Below are 25,286 nucleotides of genomic sequence, written 5' to 3' on the forward strand. Positions count from 1 at the left end.
AGATGAAACTGCAGGGTCGGGTTGCCATCATCACCGGTGCCGCCGCTGGCATCGGCTTTGCCACCGCGCAGCGCTTCGCCGCCGAAGGCGCCGTCGTCGTGCTGTGCGACGTCAATGAAGCGCGCGTGCGCGAAGCCGCCGGCAAGCTTGCCGGCGCCGGCGCCAGCGTCTCCGCCTACCGGGTCGACGTGACCCGCCGCGAAGACGTCGATGCCATGGTGGCTGCGGTGCTGGCCGCGCACGGCCGCATCGACATCCTGGTCAACAACGCCGGCATCACCAAGGACGCGCGCCTGGCCAAGATGACCGAGGCGCAGTTCGATGCCGTGATCGACGTCAACCTGAAGGGCGTCTTCAACTGCGCCCAGGCTGTCGCCACGATCATGACCGAGCAGGGCAAGGGCGTGATCCTGAACGCTTCCAGCGTGGTCGGCCTGTATGGCAACTTCGGCCAGACCAACTATGCCGCCAGCAAGTTCGGCGTGATCGGCTTCACCAAGACCTGGGCGCGCGAGCTGGGTCCCAAGGGCGTGCGCGTTAACGCCGTTTGCCCCGGCTTCGTCAATACCGAGATCCTGCAGACCGTGCCCGACAAGGTGCTCGACGGCATGAAGTCGTCGTGCTGGCTGCGCCGGCTGGCCGAGCCGGCCGAGATCGCCAGCATCTACGCCTTCCTGGCCAGCGACGACGCCAGCTATGTCAACGGCGTGGCGATCGAAGCCAGCGGCGGCATGTCGCTCTGACCCTTCCGGTTATTTCCGGCCCGGTCCCCGGCGTCCTGCGGCGCGCACCGCCCCGGGGCGCACGCCCGGGGCCGCAGCGCCGGTGCGGTATCATTCCGGGTCTGCGGCCTGGCCCTCGTGGCCACGGCGCGGCGTGCAGCGCGCCGCCGGCCGGGGCCGTTTGCACCATTTCTCCCACAGGATCCACCGCTGCGCCCGCTCCGTGGCGCCCCGAAGCGGATCCGCGCATTTCTGAAAGTACCGATCGATGCAGTTGCTGTTCGAAGAAGGCGGCGAGATCCGCGCCGGCACCGTGCTGAACCAGCAGGGCGAGGCTTACCAGGTGGAGCTGCCGGCCGGCAAGCGCACCAAGGTCAAGTCGCGCGACGTGCTGCTGCAGTTTGCGCAGCCGTCGGCGATCGAGCTGGTCCGCCAGACCGGCGACATGGTGGCCGAGATCGACCTGGACTTCCTGTGGGAATGCGCCCCCGAGGCCGAGTTCGGCTTTGCCGAGCTGGCCGCCGAGTATTACGGCGCCGAGCCTGGCGCGGTGCAGCAGGCGGCGCTTGCGATGGTGCTGCACGGCAACCCGGTGTACTTCCGCCGCAAGGGGCGTGGCCGCTACCAGCGCGCGCCCGAGGACCAGCTCAAGGCCGCGCTGGCCGCGCTCGAGCGCAAGCGCCAGCAGGCGCTGGTCCAGGCCGAATATGAAGAACAGCTCAAGGCGCTGACGCTGCCGGAATCGTTCCGCAACAAGGTGCTGCAACTGCTGTTCAAGCCGGACAAGAACAGCCTGGAATACAAGGCCATGGACGCGGCCTGCACCGCGCTCGGCATGACGCCGATGCGGCTGATGGTGGCCGTCGGCGGCGTCGCCAGCGCACGTGCGCTGCACGAGGCCAAGTTCCTCGCCGAGTGCTTTCCGAAGGGCACCGGCTTCCCCGATACCGACGTGCCCGAGCCGCCCGCCGACCTGCCACTGGCCGAGGTCGAGGCGTTCTCGATCGACGACGTCACCACCACGGAGATCGACGATGCGCTGTCGGTGACGAAGCTGCCCGATGGCAAGCTGCGCATCGGCATCCATATCGCCGCGCCCGCGCTGGGTATCCGCCGAGGCGAGGCGCTCGACGTGATCGCGCGCCAGCGCCTGTCTACGGTGTACTTCCCGGGCGACAAGATCACCATGCTGCCCGACCCGGTGGTCGAGCGCTACACGCTGCAGGAAGGCCGGGTTTGCCCGGCCCTGTCGCTGTATGTGACGGTGGACCCGACGGTCTGGCTGATCACCGGCAGCGAGACCCGCGCCGAGATGGTGCCGATCTCCGCCAACCTGCGCCACAACCTGCTCGACGATGTCATCACCGAGGCCTCGCTCGCCGACGGCACCGGCGACTACCCGTTCCGCGAGGCGCTGACCCAGCTGTGGCACTTCGCCGGCTACCTGTACGATGAGCGCCAGAAGGCGCGCCTGGCCAGCGGCCTGCGCCCCGAGACACACAACCGCGCCGACTTCAACTTCTACCTCGACGACCAGGACGACGGCAGCCAGCGCGTGCGCATCGAGCAGCGCAAGCGTGGCTCGCCCTTGGACAAGATCGTGGCCGAGCTGATGATCCTGGCCAACAGCACGTGGGGCAAGCTGCTGGCGGACAACGGCGTACCGGGCATCTACCGCACGCAGAAGGCGTGGGGCATGCACCGCACCCGCATGCAGACCTACCCGGCGCCGCACGAAGGCCTGGGCGTGCAGCAGTACGCGTGGAGCACCTCGCCGCTGCGCCGCTACGTCGACCTGGTCAACCAGTGGCAGATCCTGGCGGTGGCGCAGCACGGCGTGACCGCCAAGCTGGTGGCGCCGTTCAAGCCCAAGGACGCCGACCTGCTGGCTGCCGTGGCCGACTTCGAAGGCACTTATGCCGCCTATGCCGACCACCAGTCGACCATGGAGCGCTACTGGTGCCTGCGCTGGCTCAAGCAGGAGAACCGCGAGCGCCTGGTCGCCGCAGTGCTCAAGGAAGGCGCGGTGCGCTTTACCGAGATCCCGCTGGTCACGCGCGTGCCCGAGCTGGTCCAGGCGCAGCGCGGCACCCAGGTGCTGCTGGAGATCGGCGAGACCGACGAGATCACGCTGGAAGTCTCGTGCCGCGTGCTGGAAATCTTTGCCGGCGAGGGTGTGTTGCCTGAAGAAGAGCTGGAAAGCGACGAGGAAGCCGCTGAAATGTCAGCCGAAGCCGCTGCCGAGGCTGCTGCGGAAGACGCTGCCGAGCGGGCCGCGGGGGCCTCGGAAGAGGCTGCCGCAGAAGCCCCCGCAGAAGCCCCCGCAGAAGCCGGTGGCAACGTGCCGGCGGAGCCGTCGGCTGAGCGCGACACCGGCGGCACCGCCGCGGGCTGAAGCCTTCGGAAATCGGCGGGGCTCACTTACAATGCCTAGCGGCATTCCCGGCTGGCCGGGAATGCTCGTCAACCTGTCGCCTCGCACCTTCCGAGCCAAATTCCCGCCATCGTGAACGCCGCATTCGCCGCTCCCCGCCACTGGTGGCACGCCAGGTGGCACAACAGCAGTACGCTGGCCAAGGCGCTGGCCATTTCCCTGGTTGTGCATGCGCTGCTGCTGATGGTGCGCGTCGCCGCGCCCGAGGTGTTCGAGATCAAGCGCACCGACTCGCCGCTTGACGTGGTGCTGGTCAATGCCAAGTCGGCGCAGAAGCCGCGCAACCCGACCGCGCTGGCGCAAGCCAACCTCGACGGCGGCGGCGACCACGACCTGCAGCGCGCCACCACGCCGCTGCCCGCGCAGACCGTGACGCAGGAGGGCGACCTTGTGCGCCAGGTGCAGCGCCGCGTCGAGCAGCTCGAAATGGAGCAGCAACGCCTGCTGACACAGGCGCGCGAGGCCGCGCCCGCGGTGCACAGCCAGCCGCTCAAGCCCGGCGAGAAGCGCCAGGACAATCCCCAGCGCGGCCAGGACGAGCGCACCTCGGCCGACGAGATGGCCAAGCTCGAAGCCGAGATCGGCCGCAACCTGGACCACTATGCCAAGCGGCCCAAGCGCTTCCAGCTGACCGCGACCAGCGCGCAGGCGGTCGACTACGCGCAGTACTACGACCGGCTGCGCCGCAAGATCGAGGCGCGCGGCACCACCGATTTCCCGCAGCGCAATGGCAAGCCGCTGTACGGCCAGCTGATCCTGGTGATCAACGTGAACCGGCTCGGCAAGCTCGGCTACAACCGCGACGGCTACAACATCGACGCCATCGACGTGGTCAAGAGCTCGGGCGATCCCGCGCTGGACCGACAGGCCGTGGCGATCGTGCGCGCGGCCGCGCCGTTCGGTGCCTTCACCGCGGAAATGGCGGCACGCCAGGACATCCTGGAAGTCATTTCCACCTTCAAGTTTTCGCGCAGCGGGCTGGAAACCCGGCTGCAGGCACGCTGATGACAACTCCAGACACTACGCCCGACAGCACCCAGAACACGCCGGACCAGTATGTGGTGATCGGCAATCCGATCGCGCACAGCCGTTCGCCGGCGATCCACGCCGCCTTTGCGCGCCAGACCGGCGAAGCGGTGCAGTATGACCGGCTGGAAGCGCCGCTGGACGGGTTTGCCGATACCGTGCGCAAGTTCTTCGCCGACGGCGGTTACGGCTGCAACGTGACGGTGCCGTTCAAGCTGGAGGCCTATGACCTGGCCGACCGCCTGACCGAGCGTGCCGAAGCCGCCGGCGCGGTCAATACGCTGTGGATCGAGGATGGCCTGATCCACGGCGACAACACCGATGGCGTGGGCCTGGTGCGCGATATCCAGGACAACCTCGACACGCTGGTCGAAGGCAAGCGCGTGCTGCTGCTTGGCGCGGGCGGCGCGGCCATGGGTGCGATGCTGCCGCTGATCGAGGCGCGTCCGTCGCGCATCGTGGTGGCCAATCGCACCGCGTCGCGCGCGTCCGACATGCTTGAAGAATTCGTCGAAGCGGCCGACCAGTTCGGCGTGGAGCTGTGGGGCGGCGGCCTCGATGCGCTCGAAGGCCTGTCCGAGGACGAGGCCTGCGACATCGTGATCAACGCCTCGTCGAGCAGCCTGCATGGCGAAGTGCCGCCGCTGCCCGAGTTCCTGCTGGGCGAAGGCGTGCTGGCCTACGACATGATGTACGGTGCCGAGCCGACCGTGTTCCTGCAGTTCGCCGCGCGCTGCGGCGCGCGCACCAGCGACGGCCTGGGCATGCTGGTCGAGCAGGCCGCCGAGGCCTTCTATATCTGGCGCGGCGTGCGTCCCCGCACCGCTCCCGTGCTGGCCGAGCTGCGCGAAGCGCTGCAGGCCGAACGCAAGGGCTGAGCGGGGCGCCGCCAGCCGTGGCCATCCGCAACCGCACGGCCGGCGCTGCCCGCGGCGCTGCTTCCGCCGGCTCGGCGCTCAATCCGCTGCGCTGGCTCGGCTACCTGCTGGGCTGCGTGGTCGCGGGCGTGCTGGCGATGCAGCTGTATTTCTTCGTGCAGATTGCCAGCTGGCAGTACGTCAATCCGTCGAGCACGACCTTCATGCGAGCCGAGCGCTGGCGGCTGTGCGGCTTCAATTTTTGGAGCTGCGGGCTGGAACGCGACTGGGTGCCATACGAGCGCATCTCGCGCAACCTCAAGCGCGCGGTGATCGCCAGCGAGGATGCGGGCTTCGTCAACCATCCCGGCTACGAACTCGACGCCATGCTCGATGCCTGGGAGCGCAACAAGAAGCGCGGCCGCATCGTGCGCGGCGCGTCGACCATCACGCAGCAGCTGGCCAAAAACCTGTTCCTGTCGTCCGAGCAGCATTACCTGCGCAAGGGGCAGGAGCTGGCGATCACGTGGATGCTGGAGTTCTGGCTGGACAAGCAGCGCATCTACGAGATCTACCTGAACTCGGTGGAGTGGGGCGAGGGCGTGTTCGGCGCGCAGGCCGCGGCACAGCACTACTTCCGCACCAATGCCGACAAGCTCAGCATCGGCCAGTCCGCGCGGCTGGCGGCGGCGCTGCCGGCGCCCAAGTGCTTCGACAAGAAGGAGTACTGCGCCAACGTGCGGGTGAATTTCCGCGCCAAGGCGGGGATCATCGCGCGCCGGATGGGCGCGGCGACGCTGCCGGACTGAGGCCCGGCGGGCCTCCGGGACTCAGCTCAGCCACCCCTTGCGGCGGAAATACACCAGCGGGATCGCCGCCGACACCGCCATCAGCGCGATCGCCCACGGATAGCCCGCGGCCCAGTCCAGTTCCGGCATCACCTTGAAGTTCATGCCGTAGATACTCGCGATCAGCGTGGGCGGCATCAATGCCACCGACACCACCGAGAACAGTTTGATGATCTTGTTCTGGTTGATGTTGATGAAACCGACGGTCGCATCCATCAGGAAGTTGATCTTGTCGAACAGGAACGCGGTGTGGTTCTCGATCGAGTCGATGTCGCGCAGGATCTGGCGCGCTTCGTCCTGCTGCTCGGCCGACAGCAGCTGGCTGCGCATCAGGAAGGACACCGCACGGCGCGTGTCCATCACGTTGCGGCGGATGCGGCCGTTCAGGTCTTCCTCGCGGGCGATGGTTTCCAGCACGTCGGCCGCGGCGGCATCGGTCACGTTCTCGGCCAGCACGCGGCGGCTGGCTTCTTCCAGGCGCTCGTAGACTTCTTCGATCGAGTCGGCCGAGTATTCCGCATCGGTCGCGTACAGGTCCATCAGCACATCCTTGGCGTTGCGCACCGAGCCCGGTCGCATGCGCGCGCGCAGCCGCACCAGCCGGAACACCGGCAGGTCTTCGTCGTGGATGGAGAACAGGACGTCCTTGGTCAGCACGAAGGCCACGCGCACGTTGCGCGAGACCTCTTCCTCGGCGAGCAGGAAGTCGGTGCGGATATGGATATTTTCGTCCTCGCCCTCGAAATAGCGCGCCGACGCCTCCAGGTCGCCCAGGTCTTCCAGCTCGGGAAGGGCGACGCCGTAGGCTTCCTTGATCCAGTTCAGCTCTTCGTCGTCAGGGTTGACGACATCGATCCAGATCGGCTTGTGCTGCAGCAGCTCATTGCGCTCGTCGACTTGCTCCTGGGCAAGCCGGCCTTTCTGCAGGACGAACAGGTTGATCATCCCCGGGATTCCTTATTGCTGATTTGCGACGAAAAACAATGACAAGCGCGAAGACAAGCGCAGGCGGCTCGCCGCATCCCAGGTATTGCGTCATGCCCCGTCATGGCCCAGCGGCAAGCCGCGAAAGGCCGGGCCACGGGCAAGCGTGATCGCGCTGTCCCGCGGCTGCGCGAGAGCAGGGCGGACAAGGCGATGGCGTTTGCCTGGGTTGGCTGGCTAGCCGGGAGAGGGAAGATCCGCCACGGCAGGGCGCGCATGGAGGCGCCGCCGGTGGCACGGAAAGACACTCGCCCGCAGTTCTGACTGCGGGCAAGGCCGACGAAGCGCGGAGCCGGGTGCTCCGGGCAGGTCGTCGTTACGCAGCCCGCAGTGACATGGCATTCGCAGTGGCCGCATGACTGCGCCAACTCGAACACCCGATGCTACTGCCCACGTAATTTCTCCGGGATTGTGATGGCCGCGAGTGTAGCCCAACGAAGGGGCGCTTGTTAAGTGAAATCTCCGCGAAGTCGGCGCGGCAGGCGGCGTGGCCGTTGTGCTCCGCCCCCCAGGCGGGCTCAGCCCATGGCACCGCGCAGCCGGCGCCACAACAGCGGCGCCAGCATCACCGAGGACAGGGCCATGAACATCAGCACGATGGCGGCGTAGTCCTGCCAGTGCGGCTGCTCGCCCAGCAGCCACATGCCCGAGAAGACGCCGACCACCGGGATGAACATGATCGACAGGCTCGACACCACCGGCGGCAGGCTGCGCGCCAGCCCGAACCAGACCAGGTGGCAGAAGGCGAAGACCACCACCGCGTTGTAGGCGATCGCACCCCATTCGACGGCGGTCGGCATGCGCCACCCGTGCTCCAGCAGCAGCGTGCCGGCGAGCAGGAAGGGCACGGTTGCCAGCAGCATCCAGAAGGTCATGGCGCCGATCGGCACGTCAGTCTGGGTGCGCTTCATCAACTGGGTGCCGAAGCCCCAGCCAGCCGCGGCCAGCAGCATCAGCAGCGTGCCGGCAGGGCTGCCGGTCAGCGCGCTGATTTCGCCCGACAGCAGCAGCACCGTGCCCGCCAGCGCGCAGCCGATGCCAATCCAGGCCCAGCCGCCGATGCGTTCGCGGAAGAAGACCAGGCCCCACACCACGGCCCAGATCGGCATGGTGTAGCCGAGGATGGCGGCACGTCCCGACGACAGCATCTTGACCGCGCAGATGGCGAACAGGTGCCACACCACCATGTTGGGCAGGGCAAGGCGGAACACCGTGCCCCATTCGCGCCGCGGCACCGCCAGCGAATCGCCGCGCAGGCGCAGCGCCAGGCCCAGCGCGACCACGCCGCCGGCCATGCACAGCAGGCGGAAGCCCATCGGCGGAAAATGCGCAACCCCGACCTTCATGATGGGCCAGTTGATGCCCCAGGCGAGGGTCAGCACGACAAGCAGGAAAATACCGCGGCGATCGAGAGACATGACTGCAGGATGGCGGCTGTGCGCGATGCCGCTCTTTGTTTTGAGAGGAAGCGCAAAACGATAGCACGCAGCGGGTAAAATTGCCGGAAACGACATATGCTGCAGGGATGAAAGGTTTTCACGCCGCTGCGGCCAACCGTGCCGGCCTGGGACTTGGATGTCCCATGAGGCGCCGGCGCCACCAGGAAATTTCGAGCATCCCATGACTTTCACCGAGCAGCTTGCTGCCGCCTGGCAGCGCAACGATTCCCTTCTGTGCGTCGGGCTCGACCCTGATCCGCATAAGCTGCCGCTGTCGCTGACCGGCACGGGCGGCGCCATCTTCTCGTTCTGCCGCGAGATCGTCGATGCCACCGCCGACCTGGTTTGCGCCTTCAAGCCGCAGATCGCGTATTTCCATTCGCAGCGCGCCGAAGACCAGCTCGAGCAGCTGATCCACTACATCCACGACGCCCACCCCGGCATCCCGGTGATCCTGGACGCCAAGCGCGGCGATATCGGCTCGACCGCCGAGCACTATGCGCTGGAAGCATTCGAGCGCTACCGCGCCGACGCAGTCACGGTCAGCCCGTACATGGGCTTCGATTCGATGCAGCCGTACCTGGCCTACCCGGACCGCGGGGTGATCGTGCTGTGCCGCACTTCCAACCCCGGCGGCTCGGACGTGCAGTTCCTGCAGGTCGAGGGCAAGCCGCTGTACCAGCTGGTGGCCGAGGCCGCGCGCGAGCGCTGGAACACCACCGGCCAGATGGGCCTGGTGGTGGGCGCCACCTTCCCCAACGAGATCGCGCGCGTGCGCCAGATCGTCGGCGACATGCCGCTGCTGATCCCCGGCATCGGCGCGCAGGGGGGCGATATCGAAGCGACGGTCAAGGCCGGGCGTACCGCGGATGGCACCGGCATGATGATCAACTCGTCGCGCGCGATCCTGTACGCCAGCCGCGAGAAGGATTTCGCGGCGGCGGCGCGCAACGTGGCGCTGCAGACGCGGGAGACCATCAATCGCTACCGCCACGGCTGACTGCCGCATGCGGCAGGTTAAAAAAAAACCGCGCCAGCTGGCGCGGTTTTTTGTTGGGCTGCGGTTGGGCACCCTGGGACGGCAGGAGCCCTCAGGCCTCATTGCGCAGCAACTCCAGCAACCCCCGCATCGCGTGCTCCGCCGCCTGGCGCCGGATCTGCGCCCGGTCGCCGGGAAAGCGCTGGGTTTCCACGATGGTGGTGATGCGGTTGCTCCAGCCAAAGCACACCATGCCCACCGGTTTTTCCGGCGTGCCGCCGTTGGGGCCGGCCACGCCGGTGATCGCCAGCGAGACCTGCGCGCGGCTGTTCAGCAGCGCCCCTTCCGCCATCGCGCGCGCGACCTCTTCGCTGACGGCACCGTGGTCGCGGATCAGCTTGGCCGGCACGCCCAGCATAGTGGACTTGGCTTCGTTGGAATAGGTGACGAAGCCGCGCTCGAACCAGCCTGAAGAGCCCGAGACATCGGTGATGGCGGCGGCGACCAGTCCGCCGGTACAGGACTCGGCGGTGGCCAGCATCAGGGATTTATCGGCAAGGGCGACGCCGGACTGGACGGCAAGCTGGTCGAGCAGGCGGCTGACTGACATGATGGATTTGGGGTTTGTTGGAAGGGGCGGGACTCAGAACGAGCGCCACAGCGCGAACACCAGCAGCGTGTAGAAGGCCGCGAAGATGTCGTCGAACATCACGCCGAAGCCGCCGCGCAGGCCGGGGCCCTTGAGCGTGCGGTCGTAGTAGCCAATCGGCGCGGGCTTGGCGATATCGAACAGCCGGAACCACAGGAAGGCGGCGAACTGCCCCCAGAATCCGGTCGGCGTGACAAAGGCCAGCACCAGCCAGAACGCAATGATCTCGTCCCACACCATGCTGCCATGGTCATGCACGCCCATGTCGCGCGCGGTTTTGGCGCAGGCCCAAAGGCCCAGCAGGAAGCCGCCGCCTACCACCCATAGCCAGGTGGTCGGCTCGATCCACAGCGACACCACCACGAACGACAGCCACGCGTAGAGCGTGCCGACCGTGCCGGGGCTGACCGGCGACAGGCCCGAGCCGAAGCCGAAGGCGATCAGGTGGGCCGGATGCGCCAGCATGAAGCGCGCCGTCGGGCGCGTGACCTTGACGGTCTGGCCGGCTTCCAGGGTCATGGCGGGATCGCGGGGTGCGGCCCCGGACGGGATGGTGGACATCAAGGTTGGCTCGTGTGATGCGGATGCTGCTTATGGTTATGGCCGGCTTGCTGCGGCAACTGCTGCTTTTAGTGCTGCAAAAGGCGGGACTCGGGTTCCCGCGCGGCGCGCCGATGCCGGCATCATGACACGCCTGTGCCCCGGTGTCAGGAGGAGGCGAAGTGGTCGAAGCTGGCGCCGGTGTAGCGCGTGGGGTTGCCGGCATGGTCGACCAGGCGCAGGCCCGGCTCCGATGTGATCGCCCCGACTCGCGTCAGCGGCAACGCCAGCCGTTCGCTGATTGCGGCGAGCGCATCGCGGTTGCCCGCCGGGGCGGTGAAGCACAGCTCGTAGTCGTCCCCGCCCGCCAAGACGCATTCACGCTGGATCGCCTCCGGCTGGCTGGCCAGCACCGCCGAGCGCGGCAGGGCGTCGACATCGACCAGTGCGCCCACCTGCGAGCGTGCCAGGATATGGCCAAGGTCGCCGATCAGGCCGTCGGAGATGTCGAGTGCTGCATGCGCTACGCCGCGCAGGGCCATGCCCAGTGCCACGCGCGGTGTCGGCGTGTCCATGCGCGGGCGTACCTGGGTGAAGTCGGGCTCGGGCAGCAGCCATTCTCCACGGCAGTCGCCCAGTGCGAGGCGCGCGTCGCCAAGCGTGCCGGAGATCCAGATATCGTCGCCCGGGCGTGCCGCGTCGCGGCGCAGCGCCGCGCGGTGCGGGACATCGCCGAACACGGTCAGCGACAGCGTCAGCGGACCGCGCGTGGTGTCGCCGCCGACCAGCTCGCAGCCGTGGGCGTCGGCCAGGGCCAGCATGCCGTCGGCCAGCTCGGCCAGCCATGCCGGGTCGGCCTCGGGCAGGGCTAGCGCCAGCGTGAAGGCGCGCGGCTCGGCCCCCATCGCGGCGAGGTCGGACAGGTTGACCGCCAGCGCCTTGTGGCCCAGCGCGCGTGGCGCCACGTCGGCAAAGAAATGGCGGCCGCTGACCAGCATGTCGGTGCTGATGGCGAGGTGATGGCCCGGGCGGCCTTCGATCAGTGCGCAGTCGTCGCCCACGCCGAGTGCGGCTTTGTGCACCGGACGCGTGAAATAGCGGCGAATCAGGTCGAACTCTGAAAGGGGAGCGGTCTGGGCGTCGGACATCGCGGCGAACTGGCAGTGGACAGGTGTTTGCCCGGCCGGCAGGCACCGGAGGGACGGAAGGACTCGGATGGGCGCATCAGGATGCGGCGCCGGCAGCGTTTCAGCAAGATACTGCCGCGCACGACAGCCATGACCGCAGCGAGTCACCAGCCATGCGCCGGGCGGCGCTACGCTTGCTGGTGTTGCCCCGCTGGATGGGGCATATTGTACCGAATAGCAAAGGTGCCCCAAGCAAAAGGCTTATTGTGAAATAGTATTTCACTATATAAAATGCTGGGTTCCAAAGGAAGAGAAGGGCGGACACGTGGAGCCGGTCCGCCGATCGTCCCCGCCAGTCAATGACGGCTCCACCGATTGGAAAATGCGCCGATGACCAGCCCTCAGCAGTCCCCGTCCCAAGACGATCTGAAACAGCAGCAGCGTGAGGCGCTGCGCAAAGCGGCGCTCGAGTACCACGAGTTTCCGACCCCCGGCAAGATTTCCGTCACCCCGACCAAGCCGCTGTCGAACCAGCGCGACCTGGCACTGGCCTACTCGCCGGGCGTGGCCGCGGCCTGTGAAGAGATCGTGGTCGACCAGGCCAATTCCTTCCGCTATACCGCGCGCGGCAACCTCGTCGCGGTGATCACCAACGGCACCGCCGTGCTCGGCCTGGGCGACATCGGCGCCGCGGCCTCCAAGCCCGTGATGGAAGGCAAGGGCGGCCTGTTCAAGAAGTTTGCCGGTATCGACGTGTTCGATATCGAAATCGACGAGAAGGACCCGGAAAAGCTGGTCCAGATCATCGCCGCGCTGGAGCCCACCTTCGGCGGCATCAACCTGGAAGACATCAAGGCACCGGAGTGCTTCTACGTCGAGCGCAAGCTGCGCGAGAAGATGAAGATTCCCGTCTTCCACGACGACCAGCACGGCACCGCAATCGTGGTGGCCGCGGCCGTGATCAACGGCCTGAAGGTGGTCGGCAAGGACATCAGCAAGGTCAAGCTGGTCGCCTCGGGCGCCGGCGCCGCCGCGCTGGCCTGCCTGGACCTGCTGGTCGACATCGGCCTGCCCATCGAGAACATCTGGGTGACCGACCTGGCCGGCGTGGTCTATGAAGGCCGTACCGAGCTGATGGATCCGGAAAAGGCCCGTTTCTCGCAGAAAACCGACAAGCGCAAGCTGGGTGAGGTCATCGACGGCGCCGACATCTTCCTGGGCCTGTCCGCCGCGGGCGTGCTCAAGCAGGACATGGTCCAGCGCATGGCCGACAAGCCGCTGGTGCTGGCGCTGGCCAACCCGAACCCGGAAATCGCGCCCGAGCTGGTCAAGGAAGTGCGCCCGGACGCCGTGATGGCCACCGGCCGCACCGACTACCCGAACCAGGTCAACAACGTCCTGTGCTTCCCGTTCATCTTCCGTGGCGCGCTGGACTGCGGCGCCACCACCATCACGCGCGAGATGGAGATCGCCGCGGCCAACGCGCTGGCCGAGCTGGCGCGCCAGGAGCAGAGCGACATCGTTGCCAGCGCCTATGGCATCCAGGACCTGTCGTTCGGCCCCGAGTACCTGATCCCGAAGCCGTTCGATCCGCGCCTGATCGTCAAGGTGGCGCCGGCCGTGGCCGAAGCCGCGATGAAGTCGGGCGTGGCCGCCCGTCCAATCGAGGACATGGACGCCTACCGCCTGCAACTGCAGCAGTTCGTGTACCACTCCGGCACGCTGATGAAGCCGATCTACGCCGCCGCGCGCAAGGTCGAGATGGAGAAGAAGCGCATCGTCTTTGCCGAGGGCGAAGAAGAGCGCGTGCTGCGCGCCGTGCAGGTGATCGTCGATGAAAAGCTGGCCAACCCGATCCTGATCGGCCGCCCGGCCGTGCTGCAGCACCGCATCGAGCGCTTCGGCCTGCGCCTGCGCGCCGGCGTCGACTTCACTGTGGTCAATCCCGAGCACGACGAGCGCTTCCGCGACTACTCCGACGCGTATTACCGCATGATGGCGCGCCAGGGCATCACGCCCCAGTACGCCAAGCTGGAACTGCGCCGCCGCACCACGCTGATCGGCGCCATGCTGGTCAAGCAGGGCGAGGCCGACGGCATGATCTGCGGTACCGTCAGCACCACCGCGGCGCACCTGCGCTACATCGACCAGGTGCTGGGCGGCACTGGCAAGGTCTACGCGGCCATGAACGGCCTGGTGCTGCCGGGCCGCCAGATCTTCCTGGTCGACACCCACGTCAACGTGGACCCGACCGCCGAGGAGCTGGCCGAGATCACGCTGATGGCTGCCGAAGAACTGAAGCGCTTCGGTATCGAGCCCAAGGTCGGCCTGCTGTCGCACTCGAACTTCGGCACGTCCGAGGCGCCTTCGGCCCGCAAGATGCGCGATACGCTCGCCATCCTGCGCGAGCGCGCGCCGGAACTCGAAGTCGACGGTGAAATGCACGGCGACAGCGCGCTCGACCAGAAGCTGCGCGACCGGCTGGTGCCGGACAGCACGCTGCAGGGCGAAGCCAACCTGCTGGTGTGCCCGAACATCGACGCAGCCAATATCTCGTACAACCTGCTCAAGGTTGCCGCGGGCAACAACGTGGCGATCGGCCCGATCCTGCTGGGCGTGAACGCGCCGGTGCATATCTTGACGCCGTCGGCGACGGTGCGCCGCATCGTCAACATGACCTCGCTGGTGGTGGTGGACGCTGCTGCCAAGCGTTAAGCCGGCTGCGTTGCAGCGGTTGCGGAAAAGCCGGGTTCGCCCGGCTTTTTTGTCGCTTGGCGGTGACGGTTAGTATGCGCACACATACGCTTAACATATTGAAACAATTGAAGAAATCCCGCTGCGCCGGGGCCGGGATTGATTAATTGCGTGCATGCGCGTAACCTTACGCCTTTGATACAGGCGCTCGCCATGAGCGCCCCGGTGCGGTTGGCATCCGGCGCGTGAATTGAAAGGCGCGCAAGGTTTGCCGGCCAGGGTGGCCCGGACAGATCGTCTACCCAAACAGCGGCAGGCTCGATTTCCGGTTCAACCTAGACAAGCAACGTGGTTTCCCAAGTACCCTTGATGCAGCAGGCAGCGCGGATGCTGGCCCGGTCGATGACCGGCGCGGCGTTGGTGCTGGCCCTGGCGCAGCCCGCGCTGGCGCGCCAGGCGCAGACCGAAGGCATGGGAACCATTGCGGTGCAGCAGTTGCCCAACGAAGCACGGCAGACCCTGGAGCGCATCGAAGCCGGCGGCCCGTTTCCGTATGACAAGGACGGAACCAGGTTCGGCAACTACGAACGCCTGCTGCCGCAAAAAGAACGCGGCTACTACCGCGAGTACACGGTAAAGAGCGCCAGAAGCCGGAACCGGGGAGCCAGGCGGATCGTATGCGGCGGGGAACAGCGCGCTGCCAACGATTGTTACTACACGGAAGACCACTACAACAGCTTCAAACGGATACTCAAATGATGACTGACATTTTCGGATTGGGCGACGCCCTTGCCGCCCGCGAAGAGCGCGGCGCCGGAGATGGCTGGCAGCGGGCCCAGCAGCAGGCCCAGAACCTATACGACAACGTGCTGACGATGCCGCAGCGCCAAGAGCTCACGCACAAACTCCCGCCCGCGAACGCGCCCGTGGCCATGCCGGCCGGTGCAGGCTGGGCTGACGGCACCAGCGAGGGGGCCATGAACCTGTTCAAGACGGTGCGTCCGAACATCGTCCAGTCGATCCGCGCCTTCCGCGTGCCCGAGCTGGCCCAGGCGGCCGCCGATCTCGGCCAGCATTTCCTGTATGCCAACTGCGCGCATTGCGCCAGCAAGGCCGAGGTTCTGGAAACGATCGCAACGTCGTTTATCTTCCCCAAGCATTTCGGCAAGAACTTCGATGCGCTGGCGGACTGCCTGACCGACCTGATCTACAAGGCCGGCCCGCAGCCGGGCTTTGTCATCGTTCTGGAAGGCCTGCCGATTGCGCAGAAGTTCGACAAGGAAGGGCGCGAGGTGCTGCTCGACGTGTTTCGCGATGCCGCCGAGTTCTGGGGCGAGCGTAAGGTGCAGTTCCGGGTGTTCTACTCGTTCGCCTGAGCGCCGGTACCGTTCCATACAAGCAAAAAGCCCGCAATTGCGGGCTTTTTGCTTGTATGCGCGCGGCGCGTGCCGGCCTCACTCCTGCGCAGGGACATGCCCGTGCGGCGTCAGCCGGTCGATCAGCTCGGGCAGGCCCTCGCTCAGTTGCGCTGCCACGTCCTCCTGCGACATCCCGGTCGACTGTGCCAGCGAGTCCAGCGCCCCGGTCCCGCCCAGCGCGTCGCTCAGCGCCGAAGGCGTGACCGGCTGGTTGGCGCCGGTGCCGATCCACGAATCCACCTGCTCGCCCAGCCCCGCCTGCGCCAGGATCTGCTGCAGCGCGCCGATGCCGCCTGCGGCAGCGCCCAGCGCCTGGCTGTTGGCCGGGGCGCCACCCTGGCCGCCAAGCAGCCCGCCGAGCAGGGAGCCAAGGTCGAGCCCGCCGGTGGCGCCGGGCGCGCTGGCATTGCCGCCGATCATGCCGCCTAGCAGCCCGCCAAGGCTGCCCAGTCCACCGAGCCCATCGTCGACCGGCGCTGCGGAGCCGCTTTCCTGGCTGCGGTTGCGCATGGCCAGCATTGCCAGCAGGCCGAGCGCCATCATCAGCTTCGGATTGAGCCCGCCGGCGCTGCCTTCTTCGCCGCGGGCATTGCCCAGTTGTCCGAGCACGCCGCCCAGCACGCTATCGAGTAGTCCCATGGTCGACTCCTTCAGTCAAGGTTGGCGCTGGCCGGATGGCCGCCGCCGTCAGAATCCGCCAAGCAAGGCGTTGAGCGTGGAAAGGCAGGCCAGCCCGGCGGTCTCGGTGCGCAGGATGCGCGGGCCGAGCGACACGCCGGTGAAGCCGGCTTGCCGCGCCGCTTGTTCTTCATCGGGCGACAGCCCGCCTTCCGGTCCGATCAGCAGCGTGACGCCATCGGCGAGCAGGGCGTCGCGGTGCTCGGCAATATAGGCCGGCAGCGACTGCTCGGCCCGCGGCGATACCAGCAGCCGTGCACCGGCGCCGCTGCCTGACTGCGCCAGCCACGTCTCAAAGTTAGCGACCGGGGCCACTGCCGGCAAGCGATTGCGCCCGCATTGTTCGCAGGCGGCCTGCACCAGCGCCTGCCAGTGCGCCTGGCGCTTGTGCGCGCGGTCACCGGCGAGGCGCACCACCGAGCGGTTGGCCTGCAGGGGCTGGATCGCGGCGACACCGAGTTCTACCGCTTTCTCGATCAGCCAGTCCATCTTGTCGCCGCCGGCCAGCCCTTGCGCCAGCGTGACGCGGAAGGGCAGCTCGGCCTCGGCCGCGTCGTGCGCGCCGATGCGCGCCAGCGCATGGCGCTTGCCCAGTTCAAGCAGGGTGGCGGCGTGGCTGCCGCCGCGACCGTCGAACAGCGTGATGGCGTCACCGGGCGCCAGGCGCAGCACCTGGGCGTGGCGTACCACCGGCTCGGGCAGCGGAAATTCGGCTTCGGCGGCCAGGACCGTGTCCGTGCCGCCGACAAAGAAACGCGGAGCCATCAGCTTGCCTTGCCCCCGTTCGGATCGAGCGGCTTGCCGAAGCCCCAGCGGTACCCGTCCGGGTCCTCGACCATGCAGTAGCGGTCGCCCCAGAACTGGTCGGCGGGGGCCATCAGGCTGACGGCGCCGGCGTCGACCGCGCGCTGGTGCATCGCGTCGACATCGTCGCAGTAGACATAGAAGGTTTGCGGGCATTCCACGCCCAGCGAGCGGGGCGTGCGGGCGGTGCTGCCCCAGGCGCCTTCGGGTGCGAACATTACCACCAGGTCGCCCTGGTAGTGCATTTCGGCATGGGTCGGCACGCCGTTTTCATCGACCACGTTGCCGGCGGCAAAGCCGAAGGCGCGGCTGTAGAAGTCCAGTGCGGCGCGCCCGTTGGCGACGGTCAGGTAGGGGGTGAGCCAGGGGGTGTTGGCCGGTCTGCTCATGATCGTCTCCTGTCTGCGGGAAACCCGGCGCGGTCTGTCACTCGTCTATTGCCGAGCCGGCCCGCGCGGTGCGAGTGTGCATCTTACGCGCGTGGCGGTGCGCTGTCGAAGTGCGGCGCAGCGCTACGTGCACAGCCACCCGGGTGATCCCCGAGCCATGCCCGCTGCCGGTGTCCGGGAGTCCGGAAAACCCCTTAGCTTCTGTTAAAATTGCGGTTTTCCCGCCGACAGGCTCACGCCCGCCCGCGTCCAAGCTCACGTCCAAGACCGCACGAATGTCCGCCCTAGCCCATCCCGCCACGAGTCCCTTCGCTTCCCAGCCCGCCAAGCTGATGGCCGATGCCATCCGCGTGCTTGCCATGGACGCCGTCCAGCAGGCCAATTCCGGCCACCCCGGTGCGCCGATGGGCATGGCGGATATCGCCGTGGCGCTGTGGGGCCGGCACCTGAAGCACAACCCGGCCAACCCGCACTGGGCCGACCGCGACCGCTTCGTGCTGTCGAACGGCCACGGCTCGATGCTGATCTATTCGCTGCTGCACCTGAGCGGCTATGACCTGCCGGTCGAAGAGCTGAAGAACTTCCGCCAGCTGCACAGCAAGACCGCCGGCCACCCGGAATACGGCATCACCCCGGGCGTGGAGACCACCACCGGCCCGCTCGGCCAGGGCATCACCAACGCGGTCGGCATGGCGCTGGCCGAACGCCTGCTGGGCGAAGAATTCAACCGCCCCGGTTTCGATATCGTCAACCACCACACCTACGTCTTCCTGGGCGATGGCTGCCTGATGGAAGGCATCTCGCACGAGGCTTGTTCGCTGGCCGGCACGCTGAAGCTTAATAAGCTGATTGCGCTGTGGGACGACAACGGCATCTCGATCGACGGCGACGTCGTGCACTGGTTCAACGACGACACCCCGAAGCGCTTCGAAGCCTACGGCTGGAACGTGATCCGCGGCATCGACGGCCATGACGTTACCGCCGTCGACCTGGCGATCTCGCAGGCCAAGGCCAGCGACAAGCCGACCCTGATCTGCTGCCGCACCAAGATCGGCAAGGGCGCGCCCAACAAGGAAGGCGGCCACGACGTGCACGGCGCGCCGCTGGGCGGCGCCGAAGTGCTGGCCACGCGCGAGGCGCTGGGCTGGGCCCATGCCCCGTTCGAAGTGCCGGCCGACGTCTATGACGCCTGGGACGCCAAGGCCAACGGCCAGGCGCTGGAGCGTGCCTGGACCGCGCTGTTCGACGCGTACGCCGAGCGCCACCCGTATGAAGCCGGCGAATTCACCCGCCGCATGAAGGGCGAGCTGCCAGGTTCGTTCGACGCCGCCGTCGAGGCTTTCATCGCCAAGTGCGAGGAAAAGGCCGAGACCATCGCCACCCGCAAGGCCAGCCAGAACACCATCGAAGCCTTCGGCCCGGTGCTGCCCGAGTTCCTCGGCGGCTCGGCCGACCTGACCGGCTCGAACCTGACCAACTGGTCGGGCAGCAAGGCCGTGCGCGTGGACGCCTGGGGCAACCACATCAACTACGGCGTGCGCGAGTTCGGCATGAGCGCCATCATGAACGGCATCACGCTGCATGGCGGCTACATCCCCTACGGCGCGACCTTCCTGACCTTCTCGGACTACAGCCGCAATGCGCTGCGCATGGCGGCGCTGATGAAGATCCGCTCGCTGTTCGTGTTCACCCATGATTCGATCGGCCTGGGCGAAGACGGCCCGACGCACCAGTCGATCGAGCATGTCGCCAGCCTGCGCCTGATCCCCAACATGGACGTCTGGCGTACCGCCGACACCACCGAGACCGCGGTGGCCTGGGCCGAGGCGATCCGCCGCGAGAATGGCCCGAGCTGCCTGATCTTCAGCCGCCAGAACCTGCCGTTCCAGCAGCGCGACGACGCCACCCGCGCCAATATCGCGCGCGGCGGCTACGTGCTGCGCGACAGCGTCAACGCCAGCACCGGCCGTCCGGACGCCGTGATCATGGCGACCGGCTCGGAAGTGGGCCTGGCGGTTGGCGCGGCAGACGCGCTGGCAGCGGAAGGCGTGCATGTGCGCGTGGTCTCGATCCCGGCGACCACCGTGTTCGACAAGCAGGACACCGCCTACAAGGCCAGCGTGCTGCCGGCCGGCGTGCCGCGCGTGGCGGTCGAGGCGGGCGTGACGGACTTCTGGTGGAAGTACCAGGTCCAAGCGGTAGTGGGCATCGACACCTTCGGCGAATCGGCCCCGGCCGGCGTGCTGTTCAAGCACTTCGGCTTCACCGTCGACAACGTCGTGCGTACGGTGAAAGACACCCTTATCTAAGCATCCGGGCGCTGCAACCGCGCGGTGCGCCGCGCGGCAGCAGCGGCGCCCACCGGTTTTCATCGATCCTCAGGAGAGACAGTCATGACCATCAAGATCGGCATCAACGGCTTCGGCCGCATCGGGCGCATGGTGTTCCGCGCCGCCGCCGCCAACTTCAAGGACATCGAAGTCGTTGCCATCAACGACCTGCTCGAGCCCGACTACCTGGCCTACATGCTGAAGTACGACTCGGTGCACGGCCGCTTTGACGGCGAAGTGTCGGTCGACGGCAACACCCTGGTCGTCAACGGCAAGAAGATCCGCCTGACCGCGGTCAAGGATCCGGCCGAGCTGAAGTGGGGTGAAGTCGGCGCCGACGTGGTGATCGAGTCGACCGGCATCTTCCTGACCAAGGAAGGCGCGCAGAAGCACATCGATGCGGGCGCCAAGAAGGTGATCATGTCGGCCCCGTCGAAGGACGACACCCCGATGTTCGTGTACGGCGTGAACCACGAAACGTACAAGGGCGAAGCGATCATCTCCAACGCGAGCTGCACCACCAACTGCCTGGCACCGGTGGCCAAGGTGCTGAACGACAAGTGGGGCATCAAGCGCGGCCTGATGACCACCGTGCACGCTGCCACCGCCACCCAGAAGACCGTTGACGGCCCGTCCAACAAGGACTGGCGCGGCGGCCGCGGCATCCTGGAAAACATCATCCCGTCGTCGACCGGCGCCGCCAAGGCCGTGGGCGTGGTGATCCCGCAGCTAAACAAGAAGCTGACCGGCATGTCGTTCCGCGTGCCGACCTCCGACGTGTCGGTGGTCGACCTGACAGTCGAGCTGGAAAAGTCGGCTTCGTACGAGGAAATCTGCGCCGAGATGAAGGCCCAGAGCCAGGGCGCACTCAAGGGCGTGCTGGGCTACACCGAAGACAAGGTTGTCGCCACCGACTTCCGCGGCGATGCCCGCACCTCGATCTTCGACGCCGAAGCCGGCATCGCGCTGGACGGCACCTTCATCAAGGTCGTGAGCTGGTATGACAACGAGTGGGGCTACTCGAACAAGTGCCTGGAAATGGCCCGCGTGGTGGCCAAGTAATCCGGCTGTCCTTGCAGCCAATAAAAACGCGCCTTCGGGCGCGTTTTTTATTGGGCGCGATGGCCGTTCAGGCGCCCTCGCGCGGCGCCAGCGGGCGCGCGTCGACCGCCGCGCCGTCCACCAGGAAGTGGCCGCCGGCGACATGGTGGATCGTACGCAGCGCGTCGTGGCCCTCGAAATGCCAGCGCCCATTGCTGAACACGCGCGAATCCGCATGCGCGGCTACCACCTCACCGAGGAACAGGTCATAGGTCTGCTGCGTTGCCGGTTCCGGCAGCAGCCTGCATTCGAGCCAGGCCGCGCTGCCTTCCAGCAGCGGCGCGCCGACGACGGTGCCGGCAAAGGTGCCCAGCCCGTAGGCATCGAACTTGTCGATCCCTTCCTGCTCCAGCAGGGCCAGCCCGGAGCTGGAGCCAAGCGCTTCGGTCAGGTCGACCTGGCTGACGGTGGGCACCTGCAGCACGAATTCGCCGCTATCTTCCAGCAGGCGCCGGGTCCAGGTGCTCTTGTCCAGCACCACCGCAACCTTGGGCGGCGCGAAATCCAGCGGCATTGCCCACGCGGCGGCCATGATGTTGCGCTTGCCGCCCGCGGCCGCGCTGACCAGCACGGTCGGGCCATGATTGAGCAGCCGGTAGGCCTTGGGCAGTTCGACAGGAAGGCGGTAATGGTCGGTGCGGGAGTCAGGCATGATGGCGGACGCGTTCGCGGCCTGGGAAAAGAATGACAAAAATGGGATGGTGACCCCCAATATACGCCGATGCCCAAGGCTCTGCTGCGGCACGGAAAGTATGCGTATATGAGACCAACTTCATAAAAATGACCTCATTTTTCAGAAATGTGACAAGGTTTGGCGCTCCGAAAATGCCGAATTTGCTTTCCGAGCTTGTTTTTTCCTCTTACACTATCAAGATGCCGTTGAACTCTGATGTGCAGCCAGTGCAAGTGGTGGGGCCATCTTTGCTAAGAAAAATCTGACCTGGGCCTGATCATGGTGAACGTAGACACAAAGCTTTTAGTGATCTTCACCGAGCTGCTGAGTAAGCGAAACGCCACCTACGTCGCGGAGAAGATGCACATGACCGCGCCGGCGGTATCGCATTCGCTGGGCCGGTTGCGCGAGATTTTTGATGATCCGCTCTTCATCCGCGTTCCCCACGGCCTGACGCCCACCCCCCGCGCGCTGGAGCTGGGCCCCAAGATCCGCGACATGCTGGACCTGTGGTCGTCGATCAACGAAGGCGACGCCGATAATTTCGATCCCGCGGTGGCCACCGGCACGCTGAGCATCGGCTTTGCCGCCGAGCTGGGCGACACGGTGTTCAACCGCTTCGTGCTGCGCATCAAGCAGCTGGCGCCGGACCTGCATATCAAGCTGGTCGAGTCCCATTCCTGGGAAGCCGACGTGGCCTCGATGCGCGCCAATGAGCTGGACCTGGCGTTTTCCCCGTTCCCGACCCGGCATCCGGAAATCGTCGAGGAAATGGTGACGTCGCTGAACCTGTGGGTGTGCGCGCGCAAGAACCACCCGGTGCTGAAGAACCACTGCACGCTCGAGCAATACCTGGACTGCGGCCATATCTTCATGGCGCATTCCGGCGGCGCGGGCCGCCCGGCGCCGTCGCTGATCCCGCTCGACTACGCGCTGCAGCAGCGCGGCCTCAAGCGCAATGCGACGCTGACGGTGCATTCGTGGCGGGCGCAGGCCGAGATGGCCGCGCAGACCGACATGATCTTCACTGTCAATGCGCTGACCAAGGACATGGCCTGCGAAACCTACGGCCTGAAGGCGTTCCCGCTGCCGGCTGAACTCAATACCACGGTCGGCCTGAACATGTTCTGGCACCGCAGCCGCAACACCCATCCGATGCTGGTATGGGCGCGCAACCTGTTCCGCCAGGTGGTGGCCGAGTTTGTCGGCCTGTCGGCGTCGCGCCCGTCGCGCGTGGTTGCTGCAGACGACCTGCAGGCGCTGCGCGAGCCCTGAACCAGGGCATTCCCATAAAAAAACCGGCGCCTGGCGCCGGTTTTTGTTTTGCCGGATGCGCTACGCGGTGCGTGCGCCGGCTTATCGTTTGGGTCTGTGGGGACAGTCGGTCTTCGTGCAGTTGCCGTACAGCGACAGTGCATGTTCCTGCAGGGTAAAGCCGCGCTCGCGCGCAATGCTTTGCTGGCGATGCTCGATCTCGGAGTCGAAGAACTCCTCGACGCGGCCGCAATCGAGGCAGACCAGGTGGTCGTGGTGCTTGCCTTCGTTGAGTTCGAAAATGGCCTTGCCGGATTCGAAGTTGTTGCGCGACAGCAGGCCTGCCTGTTCGAACTGGGTGAGCACGCGGTAGACGGTTGCGAGGCCGATATCCATATGCTCGTTCAGCAGGATACGGTAGACGTCTTCCGCGCTCAGGTGCCGCTGTTCGCTGGTCTGAAAAATTTCAAGAATCTTCAGCCTGGGCACGGTCGCCTTCAGGCCGATATTCTTGAGGTCCGCCGGACTCGGCATGGGCGTGACTCCCTAGAGTACAATGTCTGGATAGTTGAATCATAAGGGTTTTGACAGCAAAAGTCGCCCGCGGTGCCGCATGCCATGTGGGCAACGCGCCTCAGGCATTTGCCGTCGGTCCCATGTGGTTGCCGCGGCAGGCGCCCCGTGCGCATGTGGTGTAGCCGGCTCTTGCAGCGCTTGCTGCGCCGGTCTTCCGCGGTACTTTCCGTACTTTCCCTTTCCCTCCCGGAAGCGAGATACATGCGTTATATCCGTTCGTCCGCCATGCGCCCGACGCTGGTTGTCTCCCTGCTGGCCGCGGCTCTGCTGGCCGGCGCCTGCTCGGCCTACGATTCCACCTCGCGCAAGGTAGCCAACGCCATCACGCCGTACCGGATCAATATCGTGCAGGGCAACTTCGTGTCCCGCGAGGCCGCTTCGCAACTGCGCGAAGGCATGACGCGCGAGCAGGTCAAGTTCCTGCTCGGCACGCCGCTGCTGACCGATGTGTTCCACGCCAACCGCTGGGACTATGTGTTCTCGTTCCGCCGCGGCAATACCCCGGTGGTGCAGCAGCGCCGCTATACGGTCTTTTTCGATGGCGACCGCCTGGTCAAGTTTGGTGGCGACGAACTGCCGTCCGAATACGAGCTGATCGCCGAAATTGACGGCATGAAGAAGGCGCTGAAGGACCAGACCCCGGGCAAGGTGTCCACCAGCAGCACGGCCGCTGCCCAGGCTGAGCCGCAGACCACCGTGGAAAACTTCGTGCCGCGGCAGGCGGCCGAGCCGGCCGCCGCGCCGGCACAGGCGCCCGCTGCATCTGCCGCCCCCGCGGCTGAAGCGCCGCCGGCTGCGGCCCCCGCCCCCGCCCAGGCCACCGCGCCCGCCGAAGCGTCCAAGGCCAACTGAGCCGCCATCCGCGGCTTGCCATCTGTTCCCGGGCCGGTCAGCCATGACCGGCCCATTCACTTTTCGCGTATTGCGCACATTCCGCTGAGCCAGACACCATGAACATCGCCATCGCAGGCGCATCCGGCCGCATGGGCCGCATGCTGATCGAACAAGTGCTGAACACCGAGGGCGTGAAGCTGTCGGGCGCGCTCGACCTGCCGGGCTCGCCGGCACTGGGCCAGGACGCGGGCCTGTTCCTGGGCCGCAACACCGGCGTGGCGATCACGGCGGACCTGGAAGCCGGCCTGGCCGCTGCGGATTGCCTGATCGACTTCACCCGTCCGGAAGGCACGCTGGCGCACCTGGCCGTGGCGAAGAAGCTGGGCGTCAAGATGGTGGTCGGCACTACCGGCTTCGACGACGCCGGCAAGGCCGCGCTGGCCGAAGCCGCCAAGTCCATCGGCATCGTCTTTGCCGCCAACTTCAGCGTCGGCGTCAATGCCACCTTCAAGCTGCTGGAAGTGGCGGCCAAGCTGCTGTCGACCGGCTACGACATCGAAGTGATCGAGGCCCACCACCGCTTCAAGGTCGACGCCCCGTCGGGCACCGCGCTGAAGATGGGTGAAGTGATCGCCGATGCGCTCGGCCGCGACCTGAAGACCTGCGCCGTCTATGCCCGCGAGGGCCATACCGGCGAGCGAGATCCCAATTCGATCGGCTTTGCCACCATCCGCGGCGGCGACATCGTCGGCGACCACACCGTGATGTTTGCCGGCATCGGCGAGCGCATCGAGATCAGCCACAAGTCGTCCAGCCGCCAGTCCTATGCCGACGGTGCCGTGCGTTCGGCCCGTTTCCTGGCCGACAAGCCCAACGGCCTGTTCGACATGCAGGACGTGCTGGGCCTGAAGTAAGGCGCCCCCGGCGCGG

The 25,286-nt window shown here is 66.6% G+C and carries 24 protein-coding genes; 14 read left to right on the forward strand and 10 right to left on the reverse strand.

Translation table 11 applies throughout. From position 1 onward, the window contains the following. Positions 1–2 precede the first annotated feature (2 nt). The 5 genes from fabG (at position 3) to mtgA (ending at position 5,848) form a co-directional block, all read left to right on the forward strand. Complete coding sequence (gene fabG / locus ACAD63_RS02960) at positions 3–743, forward strand: 3-oxoacyl-ACP reductase FabG (RefSeq protein WP_133092327.1); 741 nt, start codon at positions 3–5, stop codon at positions 741–743. Positions 744–990: 247 nt separating this feature from the next. Continuing rightward, positions 991–3,117 (forward strand): ribonuclease catalytic domain-containing protein, encoded by a 2,127-nt coding sequence (locus ACAD63_RS02965; protein ID WP_434033404.1) that lies wholly within the window; start codon positions 991–993, stop codon positions 3,115–3,117. Between the two features lie 111 nt (positions 3,118–3,228). Next, positions 3,229–4,161 (forward strand): energy transducer TonB, encoded by a 933-nt coding sequence (locus ACAD63_RS02970; RefSeq protein WP_434033405.1) that lies wholly within the window; start codon positions 3,229–3,231, stop codon positions 4,159–4,161. Next, positions 4,161–5,060, forward strand: coding sequence for a shikimate dehydrogenase (gene aroE / locus ACAD63_RS02975; RefSeq protein ID WP_133092324.1), 900 nt, complete (start codon positions 4,161–4,163; stop codon positions 5,058–5,060). Before ACAD63_RS02970 ends, aroE begins: the two co-directional genes overlap by 1 nt. 86 nt (positions 5,061–5,146) lie before the next feature. After that, positions 5,147–5,848 (forward strand): monofunctional biosynthetic peptidoglycan transglycosylase, encoded by a 702-nt coding sequence (mtgA, locus tag ACAD63_RS02980; protein ID WP_133092386.1) that lies wholly within the window; start codon positions 5,147–5,149, stop codon positions 5,846–5,848. A gap of 21 nt (positions 5,849–5,869) precedes the next feature. On the opposite strand, the gene corA is transcribed toward mtgA, so the two are convergent. After that, complete coding sequence (corA, locus tag ACAD63_RS02985; protein ID WP_133092323.1) at positions 5,870–6,832, reverse strand: magnesium/cobalt transporter CorA; 963 nt, start codon at positions 6,830–6,832, stop codon at positions 5,870–5,872. A gap of 557 nt (positions 6,833–7,389) precedes the next feature. After that, positions 7,390–8,289 carry a DMT family transporter gene (locus tag ACAD63_RS02990; RefSeq protein ID WP_135705916.1) on the reverse strand — a complete coding sequence of 300 codons (900 nt, stop codon included), beginning with the start codon at positions 8,287–8,289 and terminating at the stop codon, positions 7,390–7,392. A 202-nt stretch (positions 8,290–8,491) separates the two neighbouring features. Here ACAD63_RS02990 and pyrF point away from each other — a divergent pair, with 202 nt between their 5' ends. Continuing rightward, positions 8,492–9,310, forward strand: a complete 819-nt coding sequence (gene pyrF / locus ACAD63_RS02995) for an orotidine-5'-phosphate decarboxylase (protein ID WP_135705915.1) — start codon at positions 8,492–8,494, stop codon at positions 9,308–9,310. A 91-nt stretch (positions 9,311–9,401) separates the two neighbouring features. On the opposite strand, the gene ACAD63_RS03000 is transcribed toward pyrF, so the two are convergent. From ACAD63_RS03000 to thiL, 3 genes are all read right to left on the reverse strand, one after another. Further along, positions 9,402–9,899: a CinA family protein gene (locus ACAD63_RS03000; RefSeq protein ID WP_133092320.1), complete on the reverse strand. Its 498-nt coding sequence runs from the start codon at positions 9,897–9,899 to the stop codon at positions 9,402–9,404. 33 nt (positions 9,900–9,932) lie between these two features. Continuing rightward, positions 9,933–10,499 carry a phosphatidylglycerophosphatase A family protein gene (locus ACAD63_RS03005; protein WP_133092319.1) on the reverse strand — a complete coding sequence of 189 codons (567 nt, stop codon included), beginning with the start codon at positions 10,497–10,499 and terminating at the stop codon, positions 9,933–9,935. A gap of 146 nt (positions 10,500–10,645) precedes the next feature. Next, entirely contained in the window at positions 10,646–11,626 is a 981-nt protein-coding gene (gene thiL, locus ACAD63_RS03010) for a thiamine-phosphate kinase (protein WP_133092318.1), read from the reverse strand. 369 nt (positions 11,627–11,995) lie between these two features. Between thiL and ACAD63_RS03015 the strand changes: the two genes are divergently transcribed. The 3 genes from ACAD63_RS03015 (at position 11,996) to ACAD63_RS03025 (ending at position 15,675) form a co-directional block, all read left to right on the forward strand. Further along, positions 11,996–14,320, forward strand: a complete 2,325-nt coding sequence (locus ACAD63_RS03015; protein WP_195431267.1) for an NADP-dependent malic enzyme — start codon at positions 11,996–11,998, stop codon at positions 14,318–14,320. A 366-nt stretch (positions 14,321–14,686) separates the two neighbouring features. Further along, positions 14,687–15,058 carry a ribonuclease domain-containing protein gene (locus tag ACAD63_RS03020; RefSeq protein ID WP_133092385.1) on the forward strand — a complete coding sequence of 124 codons (372 nt, stop codon included), beginning with the start codon at positions 14,687–14,689 and terminating at the stop codon, positions 15,056–15,058. Beyond that, entirely contained in the window at positions 15,055–15,675 is a 621-nt protein-coding gene (locus ACAD63_RS03025; protein WP_029047850.1) for a barstar family protein, read from the forward strand. The genes ACAD63_RS03020 and ACAD63_RS03025 overlap by 4 nt, the downstream gene beginning before the upstream one ends. Before the next feature lie 78 nt (positions 15,676–15,753). Here ACAD63_RS03025 and ACAD63_RS03030 read toward each other — a convergent pair whose 3' ends face one another. The 3 genes from ACAD63_RS03030 to ACAD63_RS03040 are packed head-to-tail and all read right to left on the reverse strand — an operon-like array spanning position 15,754 to position 17,588. Further along, a complete protein-coding gene (locus tag ACAD63_RS03030; protein ID WP_133092316.1) occupies positions 15,754–16,356 on the reverse strand; it encodes a YidB family protein in 603 nt (200 codons plus the stop codon). A gap of 48 nt (positions 16,357–16,404) precedes the next feature. After that, entirely contained in the window at positions 16,405–17,160 is a 756-nt protein-coding gene (locus ACAD63_RS03035; RefSeq protein ID WP_133092315.1) for a 16S rRNA (uracil(1498)-N(3))-methyltransferase, read from the reverse strand. After that, positions 17,160–17,588 carry a VOC family protein gene (locus tag ACAD63_RS03040; protein ID WP_133092314.1) on the reverse strand — a complete coding sequence of 143 codons (429 nt, stop codon included), beginning with the start codon at positions 17,586–17,588 and terminating at the stop codon, positions 17,160–17,162. The genes ACAD63_RS03035 and ACAD63_RS03040 overlap by 1 nt, the downstream gene beginning before the upstream one ends. A 275-nt stretch (positions 17,589–17,863) precedes the next feature. Between ACAD63_RS03040 and tkt the strand changes: the two genes are divergently transcribed. Further along, complete coding sequence (gene tkt / locus ACAD63_RS03045; protein WP_195431272.1) at positions 17,864–19,897, forward strand: transketolase; 2,034 nt, start codon at positions 17,864–17,866, stop codon at positions 19,895–19,897. A gap of 84 nt (positions 19,898–19,981) precedes the next feature. Beyond that, positions 19,982–20,980 carry a type I glyceraldehyde-3-phosphate dehydrogenase gene (gene gap / locus ACAD63_RS03050; protein ID WP_011298986.1) on the forward strand — a complete coding sequence of 333 codons (999 nt, stop codon included), beginning with the start codon at positions 19,982–19,984 and terminating at the stop codon, positions 20,978–20,980. Positions 20,981–21,047: 67 nt separating this feature from the next. Here the strand turns inward: gap and ACAD63_RS03055 are convergent, their stop codons facing one another. Next, positions 21,048–21,671, reverse strand: coding sequence for a flavin reductase family protein (locus ACAD63_RS03055; protein WP_195431274.1), 624 nt, complete (start codon positions 21,669–21,671; stop codon positions 21,048–21,050). Between the two features lie 300 nt (positions 21,672–21,971). Between ACAD63_RS03055 and ACAD63_RS03060 the strand changes: the two genes are divergently transcribed. Next, on the forward strand, positions 21,972–22,967 hold the full coding sequence (locus tag ACAD63_RS03060) for a LysR family transcriptional regulator (protein ID WP_133092312.1): 996 nt from the start codon (positions 21,972–21,974) through the stop codon (positions 22,965–22,967). An 81-nt stretch (positions 22,968–23,048) separates the two neighbouring features. On the opposite strand, the gene fur is transcribed toward ACAD63_RS03060, so the two are convergent. Further along, positions 23,049–23,480, reverse strand: a complete 432-nt coding sequence (gene fur / locus ACAD63_RS03065; protein ID WP_010813212.1) for a ferric iron uptake transcriptional regulator — start codon at positions 23,478–23,480, stop codon at positions 23,049–23,051. 243 nt (positions 23,481–23,723) lie between these two features. Between fur and ACAD63_RS03070 the strand changes: the two genes are divergently transcribed. Further along, entirely contained in the window at positions 23,724–24,374 is a 651-nt protein-coding gene (locus ACAD63_RS03070; RefSeq protein WP_133092311.1) for an outer membrane protein assembly factor BamE, read from the forward strand. A 98-nt stretch (positions 24,375–24,472) separates the two neighbouring features. Then, positions 24,473–25,270, forward strand: a complete 798-nt coding sequence (dapB, locus tag ACAD63_RS03075) for a 4-hydroxy-tetrahydrodipicolinate reductase (protein ID WP_135705912.1) — start codon at positions 24,473–24,475, stop codon at positions 25,268–25,270. The last annotated feature ends 16 nt before the right edge of the window (positions 25,271–25,286 follow it).

Origin of the sequence: Cupriavidus sp. a3, assembly GCF_051015765.1 — a bacterium.
Classification (GTDB): domain Bacteria; phylum Pseudomonadota; class Gammaproteobacteria; order Burkholderiales; family Burkholderiaceae; genus Cupriavidus; species Cupriavidus oxalaticus_A.

Bases quoted from the DNA above. Each gene is read 5' to 3' on its own strand.
- ACAD63_RS02990 (WP_135705916.1), bottom strand. From the start codon at position 8,289: ATGTCTCTCGATCGCCGCGGTATTTTCCTGCTTGTCGTGCTGACCCTC.
- thiL (WP_133092318.1), bottom strand. From the start codon at position 11,626: ATGTCCGACGCCCAGACCGCTCCCCTTTCAGAGTTCGACCTGATTCGC.
- corA (WP_133092323.1), bottom strand. From the start codon at position 6,832: ATGATCAACCTGTTCGTCCTGCAGAAAGGCCGGCTTGCCCAGGAGCAA.
- gap (WP_011298986.1), top strand. From the start codon at position 19,982: ATGACCATCAAGATCGGCATCAACGGCTTCGGCCGCATCGGGCGCATG.
- ACAD63_RS03025 (WP_029047850.1), top strand. From the start codon at position 15,055: ATGATGACTGACATTTTCGGATTGGGCGACGCCCTTGCCGCCCGCGAA.
- ACAD63_RS03035 (WP_133092315.1), bottom strand. From the start codon at position 17,160: ATGGCTCCGCGTTTCTTTGTCGGCGGCACGGACACGGTCCTGGCCGCC.
- ACAD63_RS03055 (WP_195431274.1), bottom strand. From the start codon at position 21,671: ATGCCTGACTCCCGCACCGACCATTACCGCCTTCCTGTCGAACTGCCC.
- tkt (WP_195431272.1), top strand. From the start codon at position 17,864: ATGTCCGCCCTAGCCCATCCCGCCACGAGTCCCTTCGCTTCCCAGCCC.
- dapB (WP_135705912.1), top strand. From the start codon at position 24,473: ATGAACATCGCCATCGCAGGCGCATCCGGCCGCATGGGCCGCATGCTG.
- ACAD63_RS03060 (WP_133092312.1), top strand. From the start codon at position 21,972: ATGGTGAACGTAGACACAAAGCTTTTAGTGATCTTCACCGAGCTGCTG.
- pyrF (WP_135705915.1), top strand. From the start codon at position 8,492: ATGACTTTCACCGAGCAGCTTGCTGCCGCCTGGCAGCGCAACGATTCC.
- fabG (WP_133092327.1), top strand. From the start codon at position 3: ATGAAACTGCAGGGTCGGGTTGCCATCATCACCGGTGCCGCCGCTGGC.
- fur (WP_010813212.1), bottom strand. From the start codon at position 23,480: ATGCCGAGTCCGGCGGACCTCAAGAATATCGGCCTGAAGGCGACCGTG.
- ACAD63_RS02965 (WP_434033404.1), top strand. From the start codon at position 991: ATGCAGTTGCTGTTCGAAGAAGGCGGCGAGATCCGCGCCGGCACCGTG.
- ACAD63_RS03020 (WP_133092385.1), top strand. From the start codon at position 14,687: ATGCTGGCCCGGTCGATGACCGGCGCGGCGTTGGTGCTGGCCCTGGCG.
- ACAD63_RS03040 (WP_133092314.1), bottom strand. From the start codon at position 17,588: ATGAGCAGACCGGCCAACACCCCCTGGCTCACCCCCTACCTGACCGTC.
- ACAD63_RS03070 (WP_133092311.1), top strand. From the start codon at position 23,724: ATGCGTTATATCCGTTCGTCCGCCATGCGCCCGACGCTGGTTGTCTCC.
- ACAD63_RS03005 (WP_133092319.1), bottom strand. From the start codon at position 10,499: ATGTCCACCATCCCGTCCGGGGCCGCACCCCGCGATCCCGCCATGACC.
- ACAD63_RS03015 (WP_195431267.1), top strand. From the start codon at position 11,996: ATGACCAGCCCTCAGCAGTCCCCGTCCCAAGACGATCTGAAACAGCAG.
- ACAD63_RS03000 (WP_133092320.1), bottom strand. From the start codon at position 9,899: ATGTCAGTCAGCCGCCTGCTCGACCAGCTTGCCGTCCAGTCCGGCGTC.
- aroE (WP_133092324.1), top strand. From the start codon at position 4,161: ATGACAACTCCAGACACTACGCCCGACAGCACCCAGAACACGCCGGAC.
- ACAD63_RS03030 (WP_133092316.1), bottom strand. From the start codon at position 16,356: ATGGGACTACTCGATAGCGTGCTGGGCGGCGTGCTCGGACAACTGGGC.